The sequence below is a fragment of the Marivirga sericea genome (assembly GCF_900177665.1).
GTDB lineage: Bacteria > Bacteroidota > Bacteroidia > Cytophagales > Cyclobacteriaceae > Marivirga > Marivirga sericea.
In genome coordinates this window covers 292,637-314,372 of sequence record NZ_FXAW01000002.1, presented here as the reverse complement: position 1 = coordinate 314,372, position 21,736 = coordinate 292,637, and the positions used below count along the sequence as shown (strand labels likewise).

Genomic DNA, 21,736 nt, shown 5'->3' with positions numbered 1-21,736 from the left:
ATGAACACGAATAAAAAAATAGTAATCATAGCACTGTCAACGCTGGCAATAGGTTTATTGCTGGGTTGGTTGATTTTTGGTGGTTCATCATCCGAAAGTAAAATGGATGATGAGCACCAGCACACTACAGAAATAGCCGGAGAGACCGTATGGACCTGCTCCATGCATCCTCAGATCCGTCAGGGTGAACCCGGAGACTGCCCTATCTGTGGCATGGATTTGATCCCATTGGATAATGATGATGGTGAGGAGCTAGACCCGATGGCTGTTAGTATGTCGCCCACGGCCATGCAACTGGCTGATATCAGAACGGCTATTGTAGGAACCATGGATCCGGTTAAGTCGGTTAGGCTGAACGGAAAGGTACAGGAGGATGAGCGACTGGTTTTTTCTCAGTCTTCCCATATACCGGGCAGGATAGAAAAGCTGATGGTCAATTTCACAGGTGAGTTCGTAAGGAAAGGACAGGCCATTGCTTATATATACTCTCCGGATTTGGTTACTGCACAGGAGGAATTATTTGAAGCTCAAAAAATTAAAGATACACAGCCGCAATTGTTTAATTCCGCCAAAGAAAAGCTCAAAAACTGGAAACTTACTGACACTCAGGTAGAGCAAATTCTCAAAGCGGGGACACCGAAAGAGGAATTTGCTGTTCAAGCTGATGTTTCAGGTTATGTAACGGAGAAAATGGTAAATCTGGGAGATTATATCCGAAAAGGAGAGGCCATTTATGAAATAGCAGATCTTTCAAAGGTATGGGTATTGTTTGATGTTTATGAGTCGGAAATGCCCTGGATCAAAAAAGATGATAAGGTAAACTTTACAGTGGCCTCTCTACCGGGAGAGACATTTGAAGGTAAGATAACTTTCCTGGATCCTGTTATTGATCCTAAGACAAGAGTAGCTAAAGCAAGGGTTGAGGTTTCCAACAGAGGGCAAACTCTTAAACCGGAGATGTTTGCCTCCGGTACGGTAGAAGCTACATTACCGAAAAAGTCTGACAATGTAATTGTTCCGAAAACAGCCGTAATGTGGACAGGCACGCGTTCGGTAGTTTATGTGAAAAATACTACCGCTAGTGGAGTAAGTTTCATGATGCGCAATGTAGTTTTAGGACCTGCCCTTGGAGACAGCTTCATTGTAGAAAGTGGATTGACAGCTGGTGAAGAGATAGCAGTCAATGGTACCTTCAGTATTGATGCGGCAGCACAGTTGGCTGGTAAGCCAAGCATGATGAATCCGGAAGGCGGTCCGGCCATGACGGGGCATAACCACGGGGATATGGAGATGTCGGCCTCTCCTTCAACTTCAGTACCTACGAACAAAGAGGAAGTAAAACCTGTATCAATTAACAAAAATGCTAAAGATGCTTTAAAGCCTCTTTTTGCGGAATACCTTAATTTCAAGGATGCGCTGGTTTCTGACAATTTAGCTGAGGCTCAGAGCACGGCTAGTGATTTAAAAGCCAAACTAGATGCAGTGAATATGTCAATTTTTACCGGAGAATCTCATAATGTATGGATGAGCTATAGTAGCGATTTAAAAAATGCACTGCAACATGTTCAGCACCTTAAAACGATAGCTGAACTCCGGACTACATTTCAGCAGGTATCTGAAGGAATGATTAAATTGACCAAAGCTTTTAATCCATTGGAGAAAAGACTCTATGTCCAGTATTGCCCTATGGCAGATGATAATAAAGGAGCGAATTGGTTGAGTACCGAAGAGGAGATCCGCAATCCGTACTTCGGAGAATCTATGCTCACTTGCGGAGAGGTTGAAAACATATTAAAATAATCTATAACCCCATATTTAAATGAAACAATTTATATTAATAACACTCGTAACAATTTTCTGGAGCTGTGGTACATCAGACCATAAATCTAATGAAAATAATCATTCAGACCATACTGAAGAGGTATCGCAAGACAATAAAAATAAGCCTAAAAGCCCTAAGCAGACGGCTATGGCAAATTTAGGTGACAATCATATTCACATTGAATATAGTTCTCCGAGTGTAAGAAATCGCCAAATATTTGGTGGCTTGGTGGCTTATGATGAAGTATGGGTAGCAGGTGCGCACAAGGCAACTAACATTACTATTCAGGAGGATGTAATCATTAATAAAAAGCTCATTTCGGCAGGCAAATATGGTTTTTTTACTATACCGGGAAAAGAGAAATGGACCATCATATTAAATGAAGTTTGGGACATGCATTTGGCTGATGATTATAACCAGCAAAAAGACATTTTACGATTTGCCACTATTCCCCAACAGCTGGAAGAATCCGTTGAGTCTTTGACCTATAACCTTGAAGTATTAGAAAAAAACACAGCCAGAATATCCTTAAGTTGGGCTGACAGGCAAATCTCTTTTGAAGTTAATAACGCTCAATGAGAAAGAACAATAAATATTATGTAAGAAAAACGCACCGGTGGTTAGGCGTAATCATTGGAGTGCAATTTCTTTTTTGGACTGTGAGCGGACTTTACTTTAGTTGGACCGATATAGATGAGATCCACGGTGATCATTTTATTGAAGAACATCGCAATCATAGCGCAGCTATAGGTATACTACCCGTACTAGATAGCACCGTTCAGATCAATGAAATTTCCCTGAGGTTCATAGGTGAGCAGTCATACTTCTTTATTAATGACTCACTGCTTATACACACTCAAACTGGCTTGAAGAAGAATGGTGTCACAAAGAAGGAGGCAGAGTCGATAGCAAGAAAACACGTTATTGAACAATATGAGATCAAATCAAGTGAGATGCTTACCGAAGTAGGACCACATCACGAGTATAGGGGCAGGCCTTTACCTGTATGGGCGGTAAAGTTTGACAGTCCTGAAAACCTGACTGCCTATGTGTCTCAAAGAGACGGAAGTTTTCAAAGAGTAAGGCATCGAGCCTGGAGGTGGTTTGATTTTTTATGGATGGGCCATACTATGGATTATGAAAGCAGAGATGATTTCAATAATTGGCTGTTGAGAATATTTTCTGTTTTTGGTTTGCTAACCGTACTCTCTGGCTTTACTCTATTCTTTGTGACCAATAAAAAGAGAATTAAGAAAAAGGCTTGATAGGTATTATTGTATGAAAGAATGTTGCAAAACAGGGGATGAAAAAGCCCCTTCAAAATTAAAAAAATGGGCTGGACGTATCATCTGGGGTGTAGTAATTCTCCTCGTGATTGGGATAGCCCTTATGCAAATGTTTAAATTAAATAACAATAAAATGAGAAATGTAATGAGAAAAAAAACAGTTTTAATAATGACCCTGGCTTTAGTAAGCTTTGGAGCATTTGCGCAACACGATCATGGTAATCATGATGACAAAAAGGAAATGGACCAAAAAATGGAGCCTATGTTCAAAGACAAAGATTTGGGTGTGGCTTACGACCATTATATCCACCTGAAAGAAACCCTGGTTGCTTCACAGATGAATGAGGCAACAAAAGCTGCAACCAAACTGGAAGCATCTTTAGGAGAAGTAGACAAAAACCAGAAAGCTAAGGCAGAGGCGGCAAAGGTGGTTTCGGCTACTACTTTGGATGGTCAGCGTAAAGCTTTCGATTTGTTGAGTAATGAGATGGCTTCTTTAGTAAAAAGTGGTGAACTTTCTATGGGTGAAGTGTACCTGGAGTATTGCCCAATGGCAAATAACAATGCAGGGGCCTATTGGCTATCCAATCAAAAGGAAATCAAAAACCCATATTTCGGTGAGAGAATGCTGAAGTGCGGAAGTGTAAAAGAAACAATCAAGTAAATAAAACAATTAAATAAATAGCTTAAGGCGTGACGCAAATTATCGAAAAATATGAGTTTGCGTTTTGTCCTTGGACACTAAACAATCAGAAAAATGAAAACGACACTATTAACAATCGGATTAGCATTGACAATTATCTCATGCAACAACTCAAAAACAGAAAAAAGAGCAGCTGAAACCACGAATGAAACGACAGCCAAAGCAGAGAATACGGCTGCTAGTGATCAAGAAGGTGGAAAAGCTATAACACCGATTATTGATGCTTACCTGGCAGTGAAGAATGCCCTTGTGAATGACAATCAAGAGGAAGCTGCCAAATCGGGAGCTACACTGGCTACAGCTCTGGCAAGTCTGGATATATCTCAATTTGATGTCGACAAGCAAACTGAACTGCAGGAGATTGTGGAAGTAGCTAAAAATCATGGTGAGCATATCTCAAAGAGCGAAATTGAGCATCAAAGAGAGCATTTTGAGGCCATGAGTCAGGATATAAAAGACCTGACTGCTATTGTCGGTACAGACAGAACCTTATACCACCAGTATTGCCCAATGTACAACGACAACAAAGGCGGTATGTGGCTTAGCACTAGTGAGGAAATCAAAAACCCACTATTTGGTGCTAAGATGATGAAGTGTGGTAAAGTACAGGAAATTATCAGCCTGTAATAACTGTTATGAAAAAGGCAGCTATAATTATTTTGATTTTGGGCATAGGAATACAATTTATTCCTGTGCCCAAAAATCAGACTGAAAAGGTATCAGAAGCAGATTTTTTACAAACCATGGAGGCAACAATTCCGATTCAGAATATGATAAAAGCCTCTTGCTATGACTGCCATAGCAACAATACCAACTATCCGTGGTACGGCAGGGTTCGGCCATTTGCCTGGTTGCTGCAGCAGCACATTGATGAGGGCAAGGACGAACTTAACTTCTCCACCTTTCAGGAATATTCCGGGCGCATGCAGCGTGAAAAAATTCGTTCTATGATTTCACAAATCAGTGATGGTGAGATGCCCCTGAAAGAATACCTCTGGATGCATCCGGAAGCAGAGATGACCAAGGAGGAAAAGGAACAATTAATTGAATATTTGGAAAAACTAAATCCTCAATAACTAAAAGAACCAACACCATGAAGAATTTTCTATGTCTACTCACAGCGTTAATACTGGCTTCCTCTTGTAATTCGCCCACCTCGGACAAAAATCAGAAAACTGAGATGAAACAGGAAGAAGTTATTGATTTAGTTTCAGAAGTGAATGCAGTTAAAAAAGTCATGAAGACTTACAAAGAAACCCTGGAAAGTCTGGATGTGACAGATTCCTACGCATTGTTCATCGAGGATTCGGAGGTACTGGAACAAGGAAAAATAGAAGGAACATATCGAGACTATATCGCCAATCACATCGGGCCGGAACTTGGTCATTTTGAGTCATTCACTTTTAGTGAATATGAGATATCGGTAGTGTTGGATATGCCGTATGCATTCACGACTGAGTCCTATATCTACAATATTGTCTTGAAGGAAGATGGCCGCAAGGTCGAGCGTAAAGCAACGGCCACATCAATTTTGAAAAAGATGGACGATGAATGGAAAATTATCAAAACCCATAGCTCATCAAGATCAGTGAAATAATTAACAATAAATTCGAACATTATGAAAAATTCAAAAATTACACTTCTAATATGCATCCTGTTGACAAGTGTGTTTTCAGTGCAGGCTCAAAACCTTACAGAAAAGTCAGGTGAAGGAAATGTGGATAACCTTCCGGTTAGGGAACACACGATCACGCTTAAACAGGAAATGGTCAACAAGGCCGGCAAAGATGTTAAAGGAATGACTGTTAATGGCAGCATTCCCGGGCCTACCCTCCGGTTCACTGAAGGAGAGTATGCGGTCATCTACGTAAAAAACGAAATGGACGTGGAAACCTCAGTTCATTGGCATGGACTACTTTTACCTAATTTTTATGATGGGGTACCCTATTTGACCACTCCGCCCATAGAGCCGGGCCATACCCAAAAATATGAATTCCCTTTAAAGCAATCCGGTACCTACTGGTACCATTCGCATACCATGCTTCAGGAACAAAGCGGAGTTTACGGCTCTATTGTCATTCAACCAAAGGAAGAGAGCCTTGAGTATGATAAAGAGTTGGTGATGGTGCTTTCAGACTGGACCAATGAAAATCCAATGAGCGTTCTTCGTTTTCTAAAAAGGGGGACAGAATGGTATAACTGGCGAAAAGGAACGGCCACGCCACTGAACCAGGTAATCGCTCGTGGAGCACTGGGTGCACAACTTAATTTTTGGAGGCAGAGAATGGAAAGTGCCGACATAGCAGATATTTATTACCCGGCTTTTTTGGTGAATGGCGAGCAAAAGCAAGAATACCCTGACTTCAAACCATGTGAAAAAGTAAGGTTACGGATTATCAATGGCGCAGCTTCAACGCAGTTTTGGATGACCTTTGGTGGTGGAAATCCCACTATTGTTTCTGCCGATGGTCTTAATGTGGTGCCTGTTGCCCACAACAAGACCTTTATCGCTATAGCCGAAACGTATGATTTTGTTGTGACTATTCCAGAAGAAGGCAAAATGGAGTTTAAAATCACTGCGCAAGATGGATCTGGTACCGCATCCGCATTTCTGGGGCAAGGTGAAATGCTACCAGCACCTGCGGTGCCCCGGCCAGATAAAATTGCAATGATGAAGCAAATGTCCAAAATGGATATGCGTATGGGAGCCCCAGCACTGAAATTCCGTCCAAAAAAAGTTGACCCTGAAAAAATGATGCGAAACTGGGGAATGCAGATGAAGGATGGAATGAGCGGTATGAACATGGACAACGCAAAAAATGACATGCCAATGCATCAGGGGATGGATATGGAAAAGGAAGATCCTGAAGAAACTAAAATGAGCGGAATGGGTGATGATAAAATGATGCAAACCTCACCACCATCAACCAATATGGAATCTGCAGAAATGGGCGGAATGAATATGTTTTCTGAATATAACTATGATTATCTCAAGTCTACAGAAAATACAACCTACTCGGAGGATGTTCACGTAAAAGAAATTCTCTTAAACCTTACAGGTAATATGAGCCGCTATATCTGGAGTATGAATGGCATACCATTGGCTGAAACCGATAAGATTAAAATCAATGAAGGAGAAGTAACAAGGATTACTTTCAACAACCTCACCATGATGCACCACCCAATGCACTTACATGGTCATTTTTTCAGGGTAATCAATGAGAATGGAGATTATTCACCATTAAAGCATACCGTGAATGTGCCACCGATGCAAAAGGTAACGATTGAGTTTTATGGAAATGAATACGGTGACTGGTTCTTCCATTGTCACATTCTCTATCATTTGATGGGTGGAATGGCACGTGTAGTAAGCTATGATACGCCAAGAGATCCACGAATGGAGCCCTATCCCGTGTCCAAACTTGTGCATGAAACCAATCAGTTTTATACCTGGGGAATGGCTGATATTGCCTCTCACGCTGGTGCACTTAATGTGGTTTCATCCAACATCCGAAACCAGTTCAATTTTTCGCTGGAATATGGCTGGAATAAAAATGTAGAAACCGAATTTTCTTATGAATATTATCTCTACGATTATGTGCGTGTATTTGGGGGTGTAAATGTTGAAAATACCACACGAAATAGTCTGGATGATATAAAAACCACGGCAGTGGCCGGTATTCGATTGTTCACCCCTTATATGTTTAATGTGGACTTGCGAATTGATAACGAATTGAGACCAAGAGTAGGTATTGGCCGATCTGTAATGCTTTTCCCAAGATTTATTGTTTTTGGCTATTATGAATATCAGCTAGATGCCGGTTGGGTAAATGATCTTGAGAGCAATGTGGGCTATATTCAGGAAATTGTGTGGAACGCAGGTGCGGAGTTTCTCCTATCTAAAAACTTTTCTATAATGGGCAGCTATGACAATCGCTTTGGTGCAGGTGGAGGCTTATCCATAAGATTTTAATCAATCTATTAAACTATAAAACAAATAAACTTTAAAACTTATAAAAATGCAAAACGAACAAAAACACGGCAATAATTCGAGGGACACAAATAGCAATTATCGGTCTGTGTATCGTATTGATTGCCGGTGGTATATGATTGGTGAGAAGTCAGGTCACCGTCAAGGGTATTGACTACATGGAAGATATGATCCTACATCATTCTATAGCTATTTTAAAGAGTGAGCGTGCTCAAATAAAGGATGTAAGGGTATGAAAACTCGCTGACGAAATTATTAAAGGCCAGCGTGGGAAGATTATGGATATGCAATGTTGATCAATGACATCAAAGAAAATGGTGTAGTGGAGACAGAAGAGGAAAAGGAAAGCAGGCCTTTACCTGAGTTTGAAGGTAAGTTAGATTAAGAAACACGAAATCTTACTGAATAACAGATTGATCTTTAGCTCAAAGTTGTGTAACACATGTTACGAACTTTGTCTGTCAGCATGAGTAAAATTTGTTGAATACAAAACAAAAAGAAATTATGGAAATAAAACAATTTTATGATAAAGCACTTTCTCAACTGTCTTACGCCATCGAAAGCCAGGGGCAAATAGTCTTGGTAGATCCGGCAAGGGATATTCAACCTTATCTGGATTTTGCAAAACAACACGATGGGGAAATTGTGGCAGTACTTGAGACACATCCGCATGCGGATTTTGCTAGTAGTCACCTGGAAATATCGAAAAGATTTAATGTCCCTGTCTACATTAATTCAAAAGCTGGGGTCTATTATGATGCCACCGAACTGGGACACAATGAAGAAGTCCAAATTGGAGATTTAATCTTTCGCGCTTTATTTACCCCCGGTCATTCTCCTGACCATAATGCCTATTTATTACTTGAAAATGGTACTGAAAAAGCAGTTTTTTCGGGTGACGCCTTATTTGTTGGAGATGTTGGAAGGCCCGACCTCAGAGAGGGTGTCGGCAACATGCAGGTTAGCAAAAAGGAACTGGCCGGCATGATGTACGATACGATCAATAAGGTTTTCAGCAACTTAGATGATGATACAATCGTCTATCCTGCCCACGGCCCAGGCTCGCTGTGCGGGAAAAACATGGGTAAAGAATTAGAGACCACAATAGGAAAGGAAAGAAGTAATAACTGGGCCTTTCAAATCCAAGACAAGGATCAGTTTGTAACGGATTTTTTGGATGGTCAGGCTTTCATTCCAATATACTTCCCCTACGAGGTTAAGGTAAACCGAAAAGGTATAGACTCGGCAGAGGAAGATATTCATAAAATATTTGATGCTAAAACAATTGATGAGAAGGCATTAATCATAGATGTCAGAGACCAGGAAAAGTTTAAAAAAGGGCATCTGAAACAGTCTATTAATATTCAATTAGGTGATGACAGTTCCAAATTTGAGACCTGGTTGGGTTCAATAGTAGGCCCTGATGAGAGTTTCAATCTCGTTGCTGAAGATCAGGCAATGTTAGAAAAGGCGGTTAGACGTACAGCCAAAATAGCTTATGAAAGTCATATTACCGGTATGACCTATCAGTTAGAGCAATACGACCTGTATGCTGATCAGCAGATAGACCTACAGGATTTCAAACAAAACCCTGATGATTATACCATACTCGACATAAGAAATGAACCTGAAATAGCTGATGGCAAGATTTTCGAGAAAGCCATCCATGTACCCTTACCCGAACTAAGAGAACGTATTACTGAAGTTCCTGATCAAAGGCCAGTAGTCGTACATTGTGCCGGTGGGTATCGATCGGCAGCAGGCTCGAGTATCCTGGCAACTGAGTTTGCTGATGTCGCAGTTTATGATCTAAGTAAAGCAATAAGTGATTTTAAATAATCGTAAAAAAATTTTAGAACAGTAAAAAATATACAGATGAAATACTATCACGAGAAAACATTGACAAACGTAAGCTTCGAAGAAGCCATTCAAAAAGTAACAGAGGCACTGAAAGAGGAAGGGTTCGGTATCCTTACCGAAATTGATGTAAAAGAAACCCTGAAGGAAAAGCTGGATGAAGATTTTCGTCCTTACAAGATACTCGGTGCATGCAATCCGCCCTTCGCACACAAGGCATTATTAGCCGAAGATAAAATTGGTGCAATGCTGCCTTGCAATGTAATCGTTCAACAAAGTGATGATGGCGTAGAGATAGCAGCAGTGGATCCTGTAGCCTCTATGCAGGCCGTAGGGAATAAAGACTTAGTCAAAATAGCTGAAGAAATCCGATCAAAGCTTAAATCAGTAGTTGAAAGATTTTGAGAAATAATAATCTAGACTTAAAACCACTCAAATTATGATGTATGGATGGATTATAGGGGTAATACTCATCTTCGTTCTGATTGTTGCGCTGGGTAGAGGTGGTATCTTTCATAAAGGAGCCAGTCCATCCACCAGTAAAAGCTCAGCGATGGAGACGCTAAAAAACCGCTACGCCAAAGGAGAAATTGACAAAGCGGAGTTTGAAGAAAGAAAAGCAGAACTGAAAAAGACCAAATAGACAATGGGTAAATATAAGAAGAACAGCCTTTCACTCACAGGAGCTATCTCTTTGGGAACCGGGGTAATGATTGGTGCAGCTATTTTTGCCTTGCTGGGACAGGTGGCTGAATTATCCGGTTCATTGTTTCCGATAGCCTTTTTGGTCGGGGCAATTATAGCCGGGTTTAGTGCATATGCCTACATAAAAATGTCGAATGCTTACCCGTCTGCCGGAGGTATTGCCATGTACTTAAAGAAAGCTTATGGTAAAGGTATCATAACGGCTGTAGCTGCGCTATTGATGGCTTTCGCCATGATCATTAACCAGAGTTTAGTAGCACGTACATTCGGATCATATACCATGCAATTATTTGATGGAAATCAGAACGATTTCTGGATACCCCTGCTGGGAGTGATTTTATTGGTCATTACTTTTTTGATCAACATTGCCGGTAATAAAGTCATTGACAGGGTTTCTTTCATCATGGCAATTGTCAAGGTTGGGGGTATAGCCATTTTTGCCATTGGAGGACTTTGGGCTGCTGGTTTTTCATTTGGAGAAGCTATCCCTTCAGAAATCTCAGGCGACTATTCCGTAGGGAGTTATTTAGGTGCCCTCGCGCTTGCTATTCTGGCGTATGCAGGATTTACCACTATCACCAATAGCGGTGAAGAAATTGTCAAGCCTCACAAGAACGTAGGAAGAGCGATATGGATATCACTAATTATCTGTACCATTGTCTATCTGCTGGTCGCATTTGCGGTATCAGTCAATCTTTCTGTTCCCAAGATTATAGAAGCACAAGACTACTCCCTGGCTGAAGCGGCCAGACCGGCTTTCGGAAAATATGGCTTATGGTTCACCGTAGGTATCGCCATCATTGCAACCGTATCCAGTGTTTTGGCCAATGTATTTGCTATTTCCAGGATGACAACGATGCTTACCGAAATGAAGCTGATACCTCATAAGCATTTTGGAATGCCGGGTAACCTGCAACAGCATATGTTGACTTATACCATAGTCATCGCCATCACCTTGACCATATTTTTTGATCTCAGCAGAATTGCATCTTTAGGAGCAATTTTTTACCTTATTATGGATATTATTATACAATGGGGTGTTTTTAAACATTTACGGAAAGAAATAAAGGCTAATGGAGCGATACTTTTAGCTACTATTGTGCTTGACGTAGTTGTTTTAATAGCCTTCATTTGGATGAAAGCACAGAGTGACATGCTACTGATTATAGTATCGACAGTTTTGCTAACTCTGATTATCTCAGGTGAAAAGTGGTTTTTGAAAATGAGGAAATTTAAAGAGGAATCAAGTAATAACTAAAACAGAAAATCATGATGGATCAGGAAACAAATTATGGTATGCACGGTGTAGGCTGGATTTGGCTCTTTTGCTGGTAGTGCTGGTTCTATTGATTGTCTGGTTAGTAAAGCAGATACGGAAATAATTTAAACCTAAAGAGATATGAAAGAACCTTTCAGAATAAACAGAAGAAAATTTTTGGCAAAGGCTGGAGCAGGCGCTGCGGTAACCATGGTATGGCCTTTCTTTTCTTCCTGCGACAGTCAATCTTCTACTACAGCAAAGCCTGAACTCGGCAAGGATTTTCAGCCCGATATTGATTTGGAACTGAAAGCGGTACAGCGTGACTTATCCATTTTATCTGGGCCAAAAACAAAGGTGTGGGTGTATGAGGGGAAATTAATTAAGGGCAACAAAGAGGCGCTTCAAATCCTAGAAGGGAGTTATGTGGGGCCGGTCATCAAAGTAAGTAAAGGACAGAAAGTCCGTATTCGCTTCCAAAATGATCTGCCGGAAGAGAGTATTGTTCACTGGCATGGCATGCATGTGCCGGAACGGTACGATGGTCACCCGCAAGATGTAATTGATAGTGGAGAAACATACATCTACGAATATGAAGTAATGAACCGGGCAGGCACCTATTGGTTTCATCCCCATCCACATGGACGCACCGGTCCACAGGTGTATAATGGTCTGGCAGGCCTTCTACTGGTCACCGATGAGGAAGAACAGCAACTCAACTTACCGCAAGGGGAGTTTGATCTTCCGGTAGTGATCCAAGACCGAACTTTTGATGATAATAATCAACTGGTCTATCTTGAAAATGGCCAGATGGGCCGCATGACTGGTTTTTTAGGAAACCGGATACTGATTAATGGCAGACCTGAACAAAGGTTAAACCTGAAAGCAGGTTGCAAATACAGGTTGAGGTTACTGAACGGGTCAAACTCAAGGATCTACAAACTGGCCTGGGAAGATGGAAGTCCAGTGACTGTTTTTGGCATGGACGGAAGCTTGTTAAGTGCACCCAAAGAATTATCCTATCTCATGCTCGGCCCTGCAAAAAGGGCGGACGTTTGGCTGGACTTGACCAACAAACCCGAAGGCACTGAATTGACCATGAAAAATACATCTTTCCCTCTTGAGTTAATGTCTGGTGGAATGATGGGCAATGGAGGAATGATGGAAGGTGCTAAAAGTGTCCTGCCACAAGGTAGCGAATATCCTGTGTTTACCGTGCTTGCCAATGCTTCGGGGAGTAATGATTATACCTTACCGCGGCAATTAGCTCAGCCGGATTACATTGACCCCTCAACTGCTGGAAATCTAAACGCCCCGCGGCAATTTACCTTCGCGATGGGCCACATGGAATGGACGATTAACGGACGTACCTGGGAAACGACTGAAGTAGCTGATGAAGAAATCGTCAAGCTTGGAAGCACTGAAGTTTGGGAACTGATCAATGGCGGAGGTATGATGGACAATGATGACGATGGTGGCGGCATGATGGATGGTCACGGCATGATGGGTAATGGGGGCATGATGAGAGGTGACGATGGTATGATGAGCGGGGGAGGAATGATGGGCAATATGATGCAGATGCCCCACCCGATCCATATTCACCAGGTGCAGTTCAATATTTTAGAAAGAAATGTCACTGATGTAGATCCCCAATTATGGGATGCCGTAAAAGATGGTTTTGTAGATGAAGGCTGGCACGATACCGTTTTGTTGATGCCAGGGATGAGTGCCAAAGTTATCATGCAGTTCAAAGATTTTAAAGGCTTGTTTGTATACCACTGCCACAATCTGGAGCATGAGGACATGGGAATGATGCGAAATTTTAAAATAGTGTAAGTAATGGATAATCTAAGCTTTGGTATTTTTGTTGTGCCGATTATTACGTTAACGTTGATTATAATGTTATATATCCATTTTTTCAGGAAGGCAGCAGATAAGCGTAATTATCAGTATTTCGTAGCTAGAACATCTGTTGTAGCTTTTGTGCTAAATTTTGGCTGGGAGGTAGCTCACGGATTTTTGTATGAAAATTTTCAATACGATCTTGAACACGTTTCTTTTTGTGCATTGGCCTCAATAGCGGATGTGCTCATGGTTCTGGTTTTACTCTTCTTATTCGGACTTATATACAACAACGTTTATTGGATCAGACGTTTAAAATTTACCAGAACTTTACTATTAGTACTTGTAGGGTTTCTAGGGGCTATTTTAGGTGAGTTTTGGCATACATGGCGAGGAGATTGGTCATATGCTGATACGATGCCAATGCTTCCTCTCATAGAAGTTGGCCTTTCACCAGTCCTACAATTTTCTATTTTACCGTTGATCATATTTCTCATAAGCAGAAGAAAAATATGAATGGGGTAGTATACTACTATTTTAGACTTTTAATTATGAAGCACGAAAGACAAGCAAAATTAAATAAAGTAAAAGGACAAATTGGCTATGCCATGATGTGGTTTTTTTTAGCTGGATTAATTGAAACACTTATGTATTTAGGTAAAATTGAAATGTTTATCTACCATATCGTTGCTTTAGCTCTATCTGCTGTCGGGTGTTTTAAAGTTTTCAAAGGATTTGAGAATTATAAGCATTACAAAAATGAAGGTAAATAAGAAAATTTTTACCGGTAAGCTAATTTCGAATAATCATCCGTTTAACCATTTAATGTTATGAAAAATACGAGATCATAGCTCGAAAAAAAGGCCAAAAGGAAGGGATTGAAGTGCTTCGTTTGATTCAAAAAGTTTACCTGAATAATGAAATTATTGTGGCCTAAAGCTATTTTATAAAATTTCAATAAAGACAATCAAATCATGGGAATTATGAATGATATATTAGATCTGTGGGGAGAATCCTCAAAAACTGCAATTGGGTTTTTCTGGAAATCAGGCTGGGCTTTTGTGTTAGGATATATAATAAGCTCAATGATTCAGGCCTTTGTTCCAAAGAAGAAATTGACTCAGCAAATGGGTAAAGGAAATGTTAAAAGTATTTCACTCTCTACTTTGTTTGGTTCCATTTCTTCTTCCTGCTCATTTGCTGCCTTAGCAGCAGCGAGGTCTCTTTTTCAAAAAGGAGCACATTTCATAAGTACGGTCGCATTTATGTTTGCTTCCACCAATCTAGTCATTGAGCTTGGTATCCTTATATTCATTTTCTTAGGGTGGCAGTTTATAGTAGCTGAAGTAATAGGAGGACTAATTTTGATAACTATTAGTGGACTTATCATCAAGCTTACGTACCCTAAAAAATGGATTAAAGCTGCCAGAGAGAAAGTTGAGGATGAATCTGCCGAAGAGGAGGATTTTGATTGGAAGGAAAGGATTAAGTCGAAAGAGGGCTGGTTTTTAGTGGGAAAGAAATTTGTGATGGAATGGAAAATGGCCTGGGAGGATATTCTTATTGGCTTTACCATCGCGGGGTTCGTTTCTGTATTAGTCCCTCAGTCTTTTTGGGAAGCAATTTTTTTAAATGGTATGCAGGGGGAATTACCTGATTTTGTGATCCGGCTGGAAAACGCGCTGGTAGCCCCATTTGTAGCGGCAGCTACATTCATTGGATCCATGGGAAACATACCGCTGGCGACTGTGCTCAACGAGAACGGCATTCTGTTTGCCGGATTGATGGGCTTTATTTACTCTGACTTAATGGTGCCACCGCTGGTCAATATGAATAGAAAATATTATGGTACCCGCATAGCCCTTTACATTGCAGGGGTGATGTACGTCAGCATCGTCATTACGGCATTGATCCTCAATTATAGCTTTGATCTATTAGGCGTATTACCCGAAGGCAGCCGGAAAGTAAAAGAAGTGACACAATTCAAGATTGATTACACTTTCTATTTTAACATCGTTTTCGCTGCATTTACTGCACTCATGCTATACTTCAATTTCAGGACAAAAAACAAGGAAACTGATGGAGGCCATGATCATGATCACGGAGGTGGAGGTATTTCTTTCAAAAGAGTTGTTGTATATGCTTTCGTACTGATTGTGGGCATTGGCTTGGTAATATTCCTTTTATAATCCGTTGAATGGCCTGGTAACTGGGATGAATTTCAAAAAGAAAAAAATGAAAACCTACGAAACACTATCTGAAGCATTAAAAGACCTGAAAGAAAGAGGATATTCCAACGATTTTAATCTCAAACCGCATTGTATTGAATGCCCGGCCGATAAGCTCGAGCTACATCCTGAGCAGTTTGAAGTAAAAGAAGTATATCGGTTTGAAGGCATGAGCAACCCGGATGATAACTCCATTCTTTACGCCATTAAATCTACCGATGGACTTAAAGGCGTATTAGTAGATGCCTATGGTGTTTATTCCGAAGCGTTGAGTGAAGCAATGATCAATAAATTGGTTGTTAATCGCTAGTCGGCTGAAGAATATTATACATCTAAGTTGAGATTTTGTACTGAAGTTTCCAGGCAAAGGGCATAGCTTTAAATTTTCTTAATTATTGAAGGGCTATGAAAAAATTAGGACTACTATTATACTTCATGTTGTCATGCATTGTGCTCTCTGCTCATGAAGGGGAGAAACATGAAAAAAGCACAAAAGAAGATTCCACACATTTGGAGCAGCCCCAAGTGGATTATTCTCATATACAAGCACAACAGGAGCATGAACACGATGAGCATGAGACTAAGAAAGTCACAGCAGACCTGGACGATTTCCCTAATCTGCATCCGCTTATGGTTCACTTCCCAATCGTATTGTTATTGATTGGAGCTGTCTTAGCTATTGTTAACGTGATTCTCCTAAAAAAAGAAGTAGATTGGGTCATCACGGGAATGGTTTTAGTAGGTGCGTTGGGTGCTTATCTTTCAGGGAGAACGTTCCACCCACACACACATGATTTAACGGAGCATGCGAAACAGGTGCTTGCGCAGCATGATCTATGGGCCGACTGGACTATATACTTGAGCATTGCCGGCTTTGTGGCTCAGGCGGTCAGTCAATTTATTTTTAGACAGAAACGTTGGGCTGTAGCAGTGGTTGCCTTGTTACTTATTGCTTCCGGCTATGCGGTGTCGCGCACCGGTCATTACGGGGCACAACTGGTACATATAGAAGCGGTAGGACCGCAAGGCAAATTCCTTGAATCTACAGAAGGACATGCTCATTGAAATTTTTTGTCAATATAGTGACTTATATCATGTTTTTACTTAACATTTATCATTTGATTTATACCTGATTTTTACCGACATTTATGCAGTAGTTATCACTTCTATTGGTATGATGATAAAATTGCACAACATAAAACAATACATAGTAACCTTGCTCCTCACAGGTTTTATTAGTGTATTTGTTTGTGATGCTTTTTGTAATTTTGGAGTGATTTCTTGGGGCAATTACCCAACTAGTACTAATGAGATGGTTCATCATTCAATAAAAGTATATGACCTTGATGATCATCACAATGCCCCTAAAGATCATCATCACGATGATAAGCATAGCCATGATGCTGACGAGGAGGAGTGCTGTGACGAAGTAGTGAATAACCTGTATGCCTCATTAATCAAATATGAGTTGAAGCAAACACCAGTTGAGGCTCCAGCCTTTCAAATGCTTTATCGTATTTATAATTTAGATGTTGAAGCAGATATCTTTAATAAACAATTACTCCCGTTTTTATATACCAATTTGCCACCACCCGTTAGTGGTAACCATATTCGTATTTTTATTCAATCCTTCCTCAATTAGCATTCATCTGTTAGGCTGATCATGAAGTTTGCCATGTTCTACTCCGCAAGCTTATCAGCCTTATTCTATTCTTTTCAATAATTCTTAATCACTTTTTCTGCGAGGGCAATGTATTGCCGGCCAAAAATTATTGTTGAAATAATTCATTTGGCAATAAGCAAAGATTTTAACCGGTCGATACTCCTTCACTGGATTTAATCCAGGATCAGAAAAAGTTTAACCCCTATAACAGATGAAAACATTAAATCTGAATATTAAAAATATGGTGTGCCCGAGATGCATTCTGGTTGTACGAAATGAATTAGAGGAACTCGGAGCATTTATTTCAACAATTCAGCTTGGCCATGCTACAATACAAGTGCCTGAGACCCTGACCAAAGATAAAATTGCGTCCAGATTAGATACTTATGGCTTTGAACTTCTTGAAGACAAAGAAGAAATCCTGATGGAACAGATTAAGCTTGGAATTCAACATTATATAGAAATGCTGGAAAAATCTACCAAAGAGATCATGTTGTCTGATTTTCTGGCACACGAAATAGGTAAAAATTACAATTTTCTAAGCAAGCTCTTTTCAAAGATTGAAGGACTTACAATAGAGGCCTACTACATAAACAAAAGAGTGGATAGGGTAAAAGAGCTTATAAAGTATGATGAACTTAACTTAAGTGAGATTGCTTTTAAGCTCGGATACAGTTCTGTTCATTACCTATCCAGCCAATTTAAGCGCGTTACTGGTTTTTCTGTAACTGATTATAAAGAAGTAATGAGAAGCGAGAACCGATACTACAAGAACTTATCTGATGCCCTAGGCAATTTAAGAGAAAAGGGCTATACCTATAACTTCAACAGAAAGGATGATTGTGTGGAATGCAAGGATTTGTGCGCCAGTTTTCAGATTGAGGAATTGAATATTTCAGAGTTCTACCGGTTTGATGAAAATGAAGATGCAGCAGGTAAGTCTGTCATTTATGGTATAGAAACAAAAGATGGCTTGAAAGGACTACTTATTGACAATAGCAATCTTCAAAACAGGGAGTTTTTAAGGAGGCTTTCTGATAAGTTAAAAGATGAGCCTAATGAAAAAAGGGATTGAAAGAAATGATCTAAATCTCGTACAATAAAGACAAGATTTCGAAAAAGGAACCTCCTTTTTTTCACTTACATTCATTAATATAAAAAGCAATACTATGAATCATACCAATTTTGAGTTTAAGTTTTTGAAAGTTTCAATTTTGACCGTAGCCACTGTTTTAATAGTAGGATTTATACGTATTCAGCAAACAGTAGAATGGAAGGCTCCAAAAGAGGCTGATGCATTAAAAAACCCTTATAAAGGAGGCTCTGAGGACATCAAAGCTGGCAAAAAGATTTTTGCCAATATGTGCACCATTTGTCATGGTGATAAAGGTAGAGGAGATGGTGTAGCTGGTGCAGCGCTCAATCCAAAACCAACCAACTTGACCACAAAGACCTTCAACGACCAAAGTGACGGAGCCATTTTTTGGAAAATTACAGAAGGCCGAGCACCGATGGCATCCTACAAAGCCACACTTTCTGAAGAGAATAGGTGGCAATTGGTTAACTATTTAAGAACACTGAAAAAATAAAACGTTTGACTTATGAAGTATAGATGGTTTTTAAGTTCCATGTTGATTATAATTGTGTTATTTGAATCAAAGGCACAAAATCAACAGAAATTATTCGATCCCAAACCAGGTAACAGTCGATTTTTGATGCGTGGCTATTCAGATGCAACCTTCATGTCTAATGACGAAGAAACTACCTTTGGTAATGCACGATTTGTACCTTTGTTCTTATATAAACAGTCAGACAAACTGTTTTTTGAGGCGGAACTAGAATTTGCAGTTGAGGATGGGGAGATTGACGTAGCGTTAGAATATGCAAACTTCAATTATAGTCTCGCTCCCAACCTAAACATCAGAGTAGGTAAAATTTTAATTCCCTTTGGAATATTTTTCGATAGGTTACATCCGTCTTGGATTAATCGCTTACCTACGGTGCCACTTGGCTATGGTCATGATGGAATTCTCCCAACCTCAGATTTAGGGGTGGAATTAAGGGGCGCATCTTACCTGGCAGGGATGAAGTTCAATTATTCAGTTTACGTAATGAACGGCCCTCGCATAGAGGATGGAGAAGAAGAAGCGGACGAAGTAGGAATGATCGTGCACGAAGGTCAAGAGGACAACAACAATAACAAGGCATTAGGTGGCCGATTAGGCCTGTTCCCTTTCAGAGATCAGTCGTTGGAAATCGGTTTTTCTGCTCAATCAGCCAAGCTCGGTGACCGCGACTCTGATTTGGAAGATATTGGCGCCTTGTTGTATGCTTTTGACTGGACTTACGTAAGAAAAGTATCCATTCTGGGCGGGGTGATTGACCTTAAAGGCCAGCTCAACTTCATTAATATCGATGACCAAACTTATGAAGTTGAAGAAGATAGCGTGATGGAATCCTACACTTTCGACAACCAGTCCAACTCAACTTTCTTCCAGCTTGGTTATCGTCCCACTTTTGGGTCAAGCCAATTTGTCAAAAATTTGGAGCTTGTAGGACGCTATTCCACTTTAAATACACCAGAAGAAGCCCCCTGGGAATCTGAAAGTACGCAATTGGCAATAGGGCTCAACTATTGGATTGATTGGAGAACGGCTATCAAGTTTGCTTACCAGATAGACAACGTAATCGGGGGGCATGTTGAAGACGCTGAGACATCCGTAGCGCTGGATATAAATACCTTTTATATTCAATGGACCTTAGGCTTTTAAAACTTAAAATCATGAAAAAAATCAATAAAATAATATTATTAGTTACTGTTGTTGTTTTTGTGACAATAATTTTTACGAAATGCGCCACGCAGCAAAATGCCACAAGCACTGAAAGTACGAGTTTTGCCAAAGGAGTACCAGAATATGTCTTGCAAAAAAGTGGCGCCCAGCTCTGGGCAGAGTCCTGTATCAGATGTCATAATACGGCATCTCCAGCAACTTTTAGTGATACAGAATGGGATGTAGCAATCAAACATATGGAGATAAGGGCACAGCTAACCAAAGTGGAAGCAGAAAAAGTTTTGGAATTTTTAAAATCAGCCAACTAATAAGAATAATTAAACCACTGGAAGAACAAATCAAAATCAGACTTTAAAATTTTTGCTTGTAAAATTCCGATTGAAAAGGCTTTCTTTTCTTTAGACATAAAATTGTATGACCTAAAAATATTAGCAGAAAGTTTATTTAATGAAGCCAATTCTGGAATTGGAAAAGCCACCGGACTAGAAGCCGCAAGGGAAGGCGCCACAGTAGTTGTGGCAGATCTTCCTGGAAATGATCATGAACAAACCTTAAATGAAATTAGGGCATTGGGTGCTAAATGCTTTTTCGTACCCATTGATGTATCAGATGTTAATAGTGTAAAGAAGGCTATTAATTTAACGGTTGAAAAATGTGGAAGGCTTGATATAGCTTTTAATAACGCAGGTATTGGAAGCCCTTATTCCGGCATTCATGATATGCCAGAAGATGTTTGGGATAAAATAATCAGTGTGAACCTCACAGGGCAATTCTACTGTCTAAAATATGAACTGCAGCAATTCCTTAAACAAGGAGGAGGAGTAATTGTCAATATGTCTTCTTTAGGTGGCCTAAAAGCAGAACCTGGATTGGTACCCTATACTGCTGCAAAACATGGTGTGCTTGGCACTACAAAAAATATAGCCATTCAATATGCGACTCAGAATATTCGCGCAAATGCGCTGTGATCCTATTATGTTGAAACACCCTTGCTCAGTGCAGCCCCTGAGAAAATACGCAAACAATGGGTAGACGCTACACCTATGAAACGCCTGTGCACTCCAGAAGAAGTGGCGAAAGCTTTCATCTATCTAGCATCTGCCGATTCGAGGTATTGCAACGGCACTCAATTGGGATTAGATGGAGGGGTATTTGCATAAAGTAGCGCTAGAAAATCAGAAAAACACGCAGAAAAGAGATTCAGTAGTAAAGGCAAAAAAGGCAATAATAAAAACAGTAAAATCTAAAATCAAATAGCATGAAAAAGAGATATGAATTACAAGGAATGAGTTGTGGCGGTTGCGTGAACAGTGTAAAGAAGGCATTGCTTCAAGTCCCCGATGTTTCAAATGTGGAAATACAATTGCGTCCACCGGGTGCAGTTATTACCCTCAACAAACCCATTACTCTTGAGGAATTACAAGCCGAGCTAAAAAAAGCAGGACATTACACCATTAAAGAAGATATTTCAAACGCATCAGCGTAAAATAGAAGCTGAATAAAAATAAATCGACTGATGTTTGCAAAATATCATACATCAAAGACAAGATATCAAAAATACAGTGCGGGACAATATGCTAAATTTGAGT

24 protein-coding genes and 1 pseudogene are annotated in these 21,736 nt (G+C 40.1%); all 25 read left to right on the top strand.

What is annotated here, in order from left to right; translation table 11 throughout:
- Nucleotides 1-1,800 (top strand): efflux RND transporter periplasmic adaptor subunit, encoded by a 1,800-nt coding sequence (locus B9Y84_RS06660; protein WP_085516308.1) that lies wholly within the window; start codon nt 1-3, stop codon nt 1,798-1,800.
- A gap of 19 nt (nt 1,801-1,819) precedes the next feature.
- The gene (locus tag B9Y84_RS06655; RefSeq protein WP_139827966.1) at nt 1,820-2,401 is read left to right on the top strand and encodes a DUF2911 domain-containing protein; all 582 of its coding nucleotides are present in this window, start codon (nt 1,820-1,822) and stop codon (nt 2,399-2,401) included.
- A complete protein-coding gene (locus B9Y84_RS06650) occupies nt 2,398-3,087 on the top strand; it encodes a hypothetical protein (RefSeq protein WP_085516307.1) in 690 nt (229 codons plus the stop codon). Before B9Y84_RS06655 ends, B9Y84_RS06650 begins: the two co-directional genes overlap by 4 nt.
- Nucleotides 3,088-3,253: 166 nt before the next feature.
- The gene (locus B9Y84_RS06645; protein ID WP_176223736.1) at nt 3,254-3,772 is read left to right on the top strand and encodes a DUF3347 domain-containing protein; all 519 of its coding nucleotides are present in this window, start codon (nt 3,254-3,256) and stop codon (nt 3,770-3,772) included.
- Nucleotides 3,773-3,865: 93 nt separating this feature from the next.
- On the top strand, nt 3,866-4,438 hold the full coding sequence (locus B9Y84_RS06640; protein WP_085516306.1) for a DUF3347 domain-containing protein: 573 nt from the start codon (nt 3,866-3,868) through the stop codon (nt 4,436-4,438).
- Nucleotides 4,439-4,446: 8 nt separating this feature from the next.
- Nucleotides 4,447-4,887: a heme-binding domain-containing protein gene (locus B9Y84_RS06635; protein WP_085516305.1), complete on the top strand. Its 441-nt coding sequence runs from the start codon at nt 4,447-4,449 to the stop codon at nt 4,885-4,887.
- Nucleotides 4,888-4,991: 104 nt separating this feature from the next.
- On the top strand, nt 4,992-5,408 hold the full coding sequence (locus B9Y84_RS06630) for a DUF4440 domain-containing protein (RefSeq protein WP_085516304.1): 417 nt from the start codon (nt 4,992-4,994) through the stop codon (nt 5,406-5,408).
- A gap of 21 nt (nt 5,409-5,429) precedes the next feature.
- Complete coding sequence (locus tag B9Y84_RS06625; protein ID WP_085516303.1) at nt 5,430-7,784, top strand: multicopper oxidase domain-containing protein; 2,355 nt, start codon at nt 5,430-5,432, stop codon at nt 7,782-7,784.
- 522 nt (nt 7,785-8,306) lie between these two features.
- On the top strand, nt 8,307-9,641 hold the full coding sequence (locus tag B9Y84_RS06615; RefSeq protein ID WP_085516302.1) for an MBL fold metallo-hydrolase: 1,335 nt from the start codon (nt 8,307-8,309) through the stop codon (nt 9,639-9,641).
- 36 nt (nt 9,642-9,677) lie between these two features.
- A complete protein-coding gene (locus B9Y84_RS06610) occupies nt 9,678-10,064 on the top strand; it encodes a DUF302 domain-containing protein (RefSeq protein WP_085516301.1) in 387 nt (128 codons plus the stop codon).
- A gap of 34 nt (nt 10,065-10,098) precedes the next feature.
- Nucleotides 10,099-10,302: an SHOCT domain-containing protein gene (locus B9Y84_RS06605; protein ID WP_085516300.1), complete on the top strand. Its 204-nt coding sequence runs from the start codon at nt 10,099-10,101 to the stop codon at nt 10,300-10,302.
- A gap of 3 nt (nt 10,303-10,305) precedes the next feature.
- On the top strand, nt 10,306-11,622 hold the full coding sequence (locus B9Y84_RS06600; RefSeq protein WP_085516299.1) for an APC family permease: 1,317 nt from the start codon (nt 10,306-10,308) through the stop codon (nt 11,620-11,622).
- A gap of 141 nt (nt 11,623-11,763) precedes the next feature.
- Nucleotides 11,764-13,458, top strand: coding sequence for a multicopper oxidase family protein (locus B9Y84_RS06595; protein WP_085516298.1), 1,695 nt, complete (start codon nt 11,764-11,766; stop codon nt 13,456-13,458).
- 63 nt (nt 13,459-13,521) lie between these two features.
- Nucleotides 13,522-13,980, top strand: a complete 459-nt coding sequence (locus tag B9Y84_RS06590) for a hypothetical protein (protein ID WP_221406413.1) — start codon at nt 13,522-13,524, stop codon at nt 13,978-13,980.
- Between the two features lie 35 nt (nt 13,981-14,015).
- Nucleotides 14,016-14,237, top strand: a complete 222-nt coding sequence (locus tag B9Y84_RS06585) for a hypothetical protein (protein ID WP_139827965.1) — start codon at nt 14,016-14,018, stop codon at nt 14,235-14,237.
- Nucleotides 14,238-14,447: 210 nt separating this feature from the next.
- Complete coding sequence (locus B9Y84_RS06580; protein WP_085516497.1) at nt 14,448-15,653, top strand: permease; 1,206 nt, start codon at nt 14,448-14,450, stop codon at nt 15,651-15,653.
- A gap of 46 nt (nt 15,654-15,699) precedes the next feature.
- Nucleotides 15,700-16,002 carry a hypothetical protein gene (locus tag B9Y84_RS06575; RefSeq protein WP_041650609.1) on the top strand — a complete coding sequence of 101 codons (303 nt, stop codon included), beginning with the start codon at nt 15,700-15,702 and terminating at the stop codon, nt 16,000-16,002.
- A 95-nt stretch (nt 16,003-16,097) separates the two neighbouring features.
- Entirely contained in the window at nt 16,098-16,757 is a 660-nt protein-coding gene (locus tag B9Y84_RS06570; protein ID WP_085516296.1) for a DUF2231 domain-containing protein, read from the top strand.
- 109 nt (nt 16,758-16,866) lie between these two features.
- Complete coding sequence (locus B9Y84_RS06565) at nt 16,867-17,334, top strand: hypothetical protein (RefSeq protein WP_085516295.1); 468 nt, start codon at nt 16,867-16,869, stop codon at nt 17,332-17,334.
- Nucleotides 17,335-17,566: 232 nt separating this feature from the next.
- Nucleotides 17,567-18,430 carry a helix-turn-helix domain-containing protein gene (locus B9Y84_RS06560; RefSeq protein WP_085516294.1) on the top strand — a complete coding sequence of 288 codons (864 nt, stop codon included), beginning with the start codon at nt 17,567-17,569 and terminating at the stop codon, nt 18,428-18,430.
- 94 nt (nt 18,431-18,524) lie between these two features.
- The gene (locus B9Y84_RS06555) at nt 18,525-18,944 is read left to right on the top strand and encodes a c-type cytochrome (RefSeq protein WP_085516293.1); all 420 of its coding nucleotides are present in this window, start codon (nt 18,525-18,527) and stop codon (nt 18,942-18,944) included.
- A 12-nt stretch (nt 18,945-18,956) separates the two neighbouring features.
- Nucleotides 18,957-20,126, top strand: a complete 1,170-nt coding sequence (locus B9Y84_RS06550; protein WP_139827964.1) for a hypothetical protein — start codon at nt 18,957-18,959, stop codon at nt 20,124-20,126.
- 11 nt (nt 20,127-20,137) lie between these two features.
- The gene (locus tag B9Y84_RS06545) at nt 20,138-20,455 is read left to right on the top strand and encodes a hypothetical protein (RefSeq protein ID WP_139827963.1); all 318 of its coding nucleotides are present in this window, start codon (nt 20,138-20,140) and stop codon (nt 20,453-20,455) included.
- A 102-nt stretch (nt 20,456-20,557) separates the two neighbouring features.
- Nucleotides 20,558-21,307, top strand: a pseudogene (locus tag B9Y84_RS06540) (SDR family NAD(P)-dependent oxidoreductase).
- A gap of 98 nt (nt 21,308-21,405) precedes the next feature.
- A complete protein-coding gene (locus B9Y84_RS06530; RefSeq protein ID WP_085516288.1) occupies nt 21,406-21,633 on the top strand; it encodes a heavy-metal-associated domain-containing protein in 228 nt (75 codons plus the stop codon).
- Nucleotides 21,634-21,736: the final 103 nt, after the last annotated feature.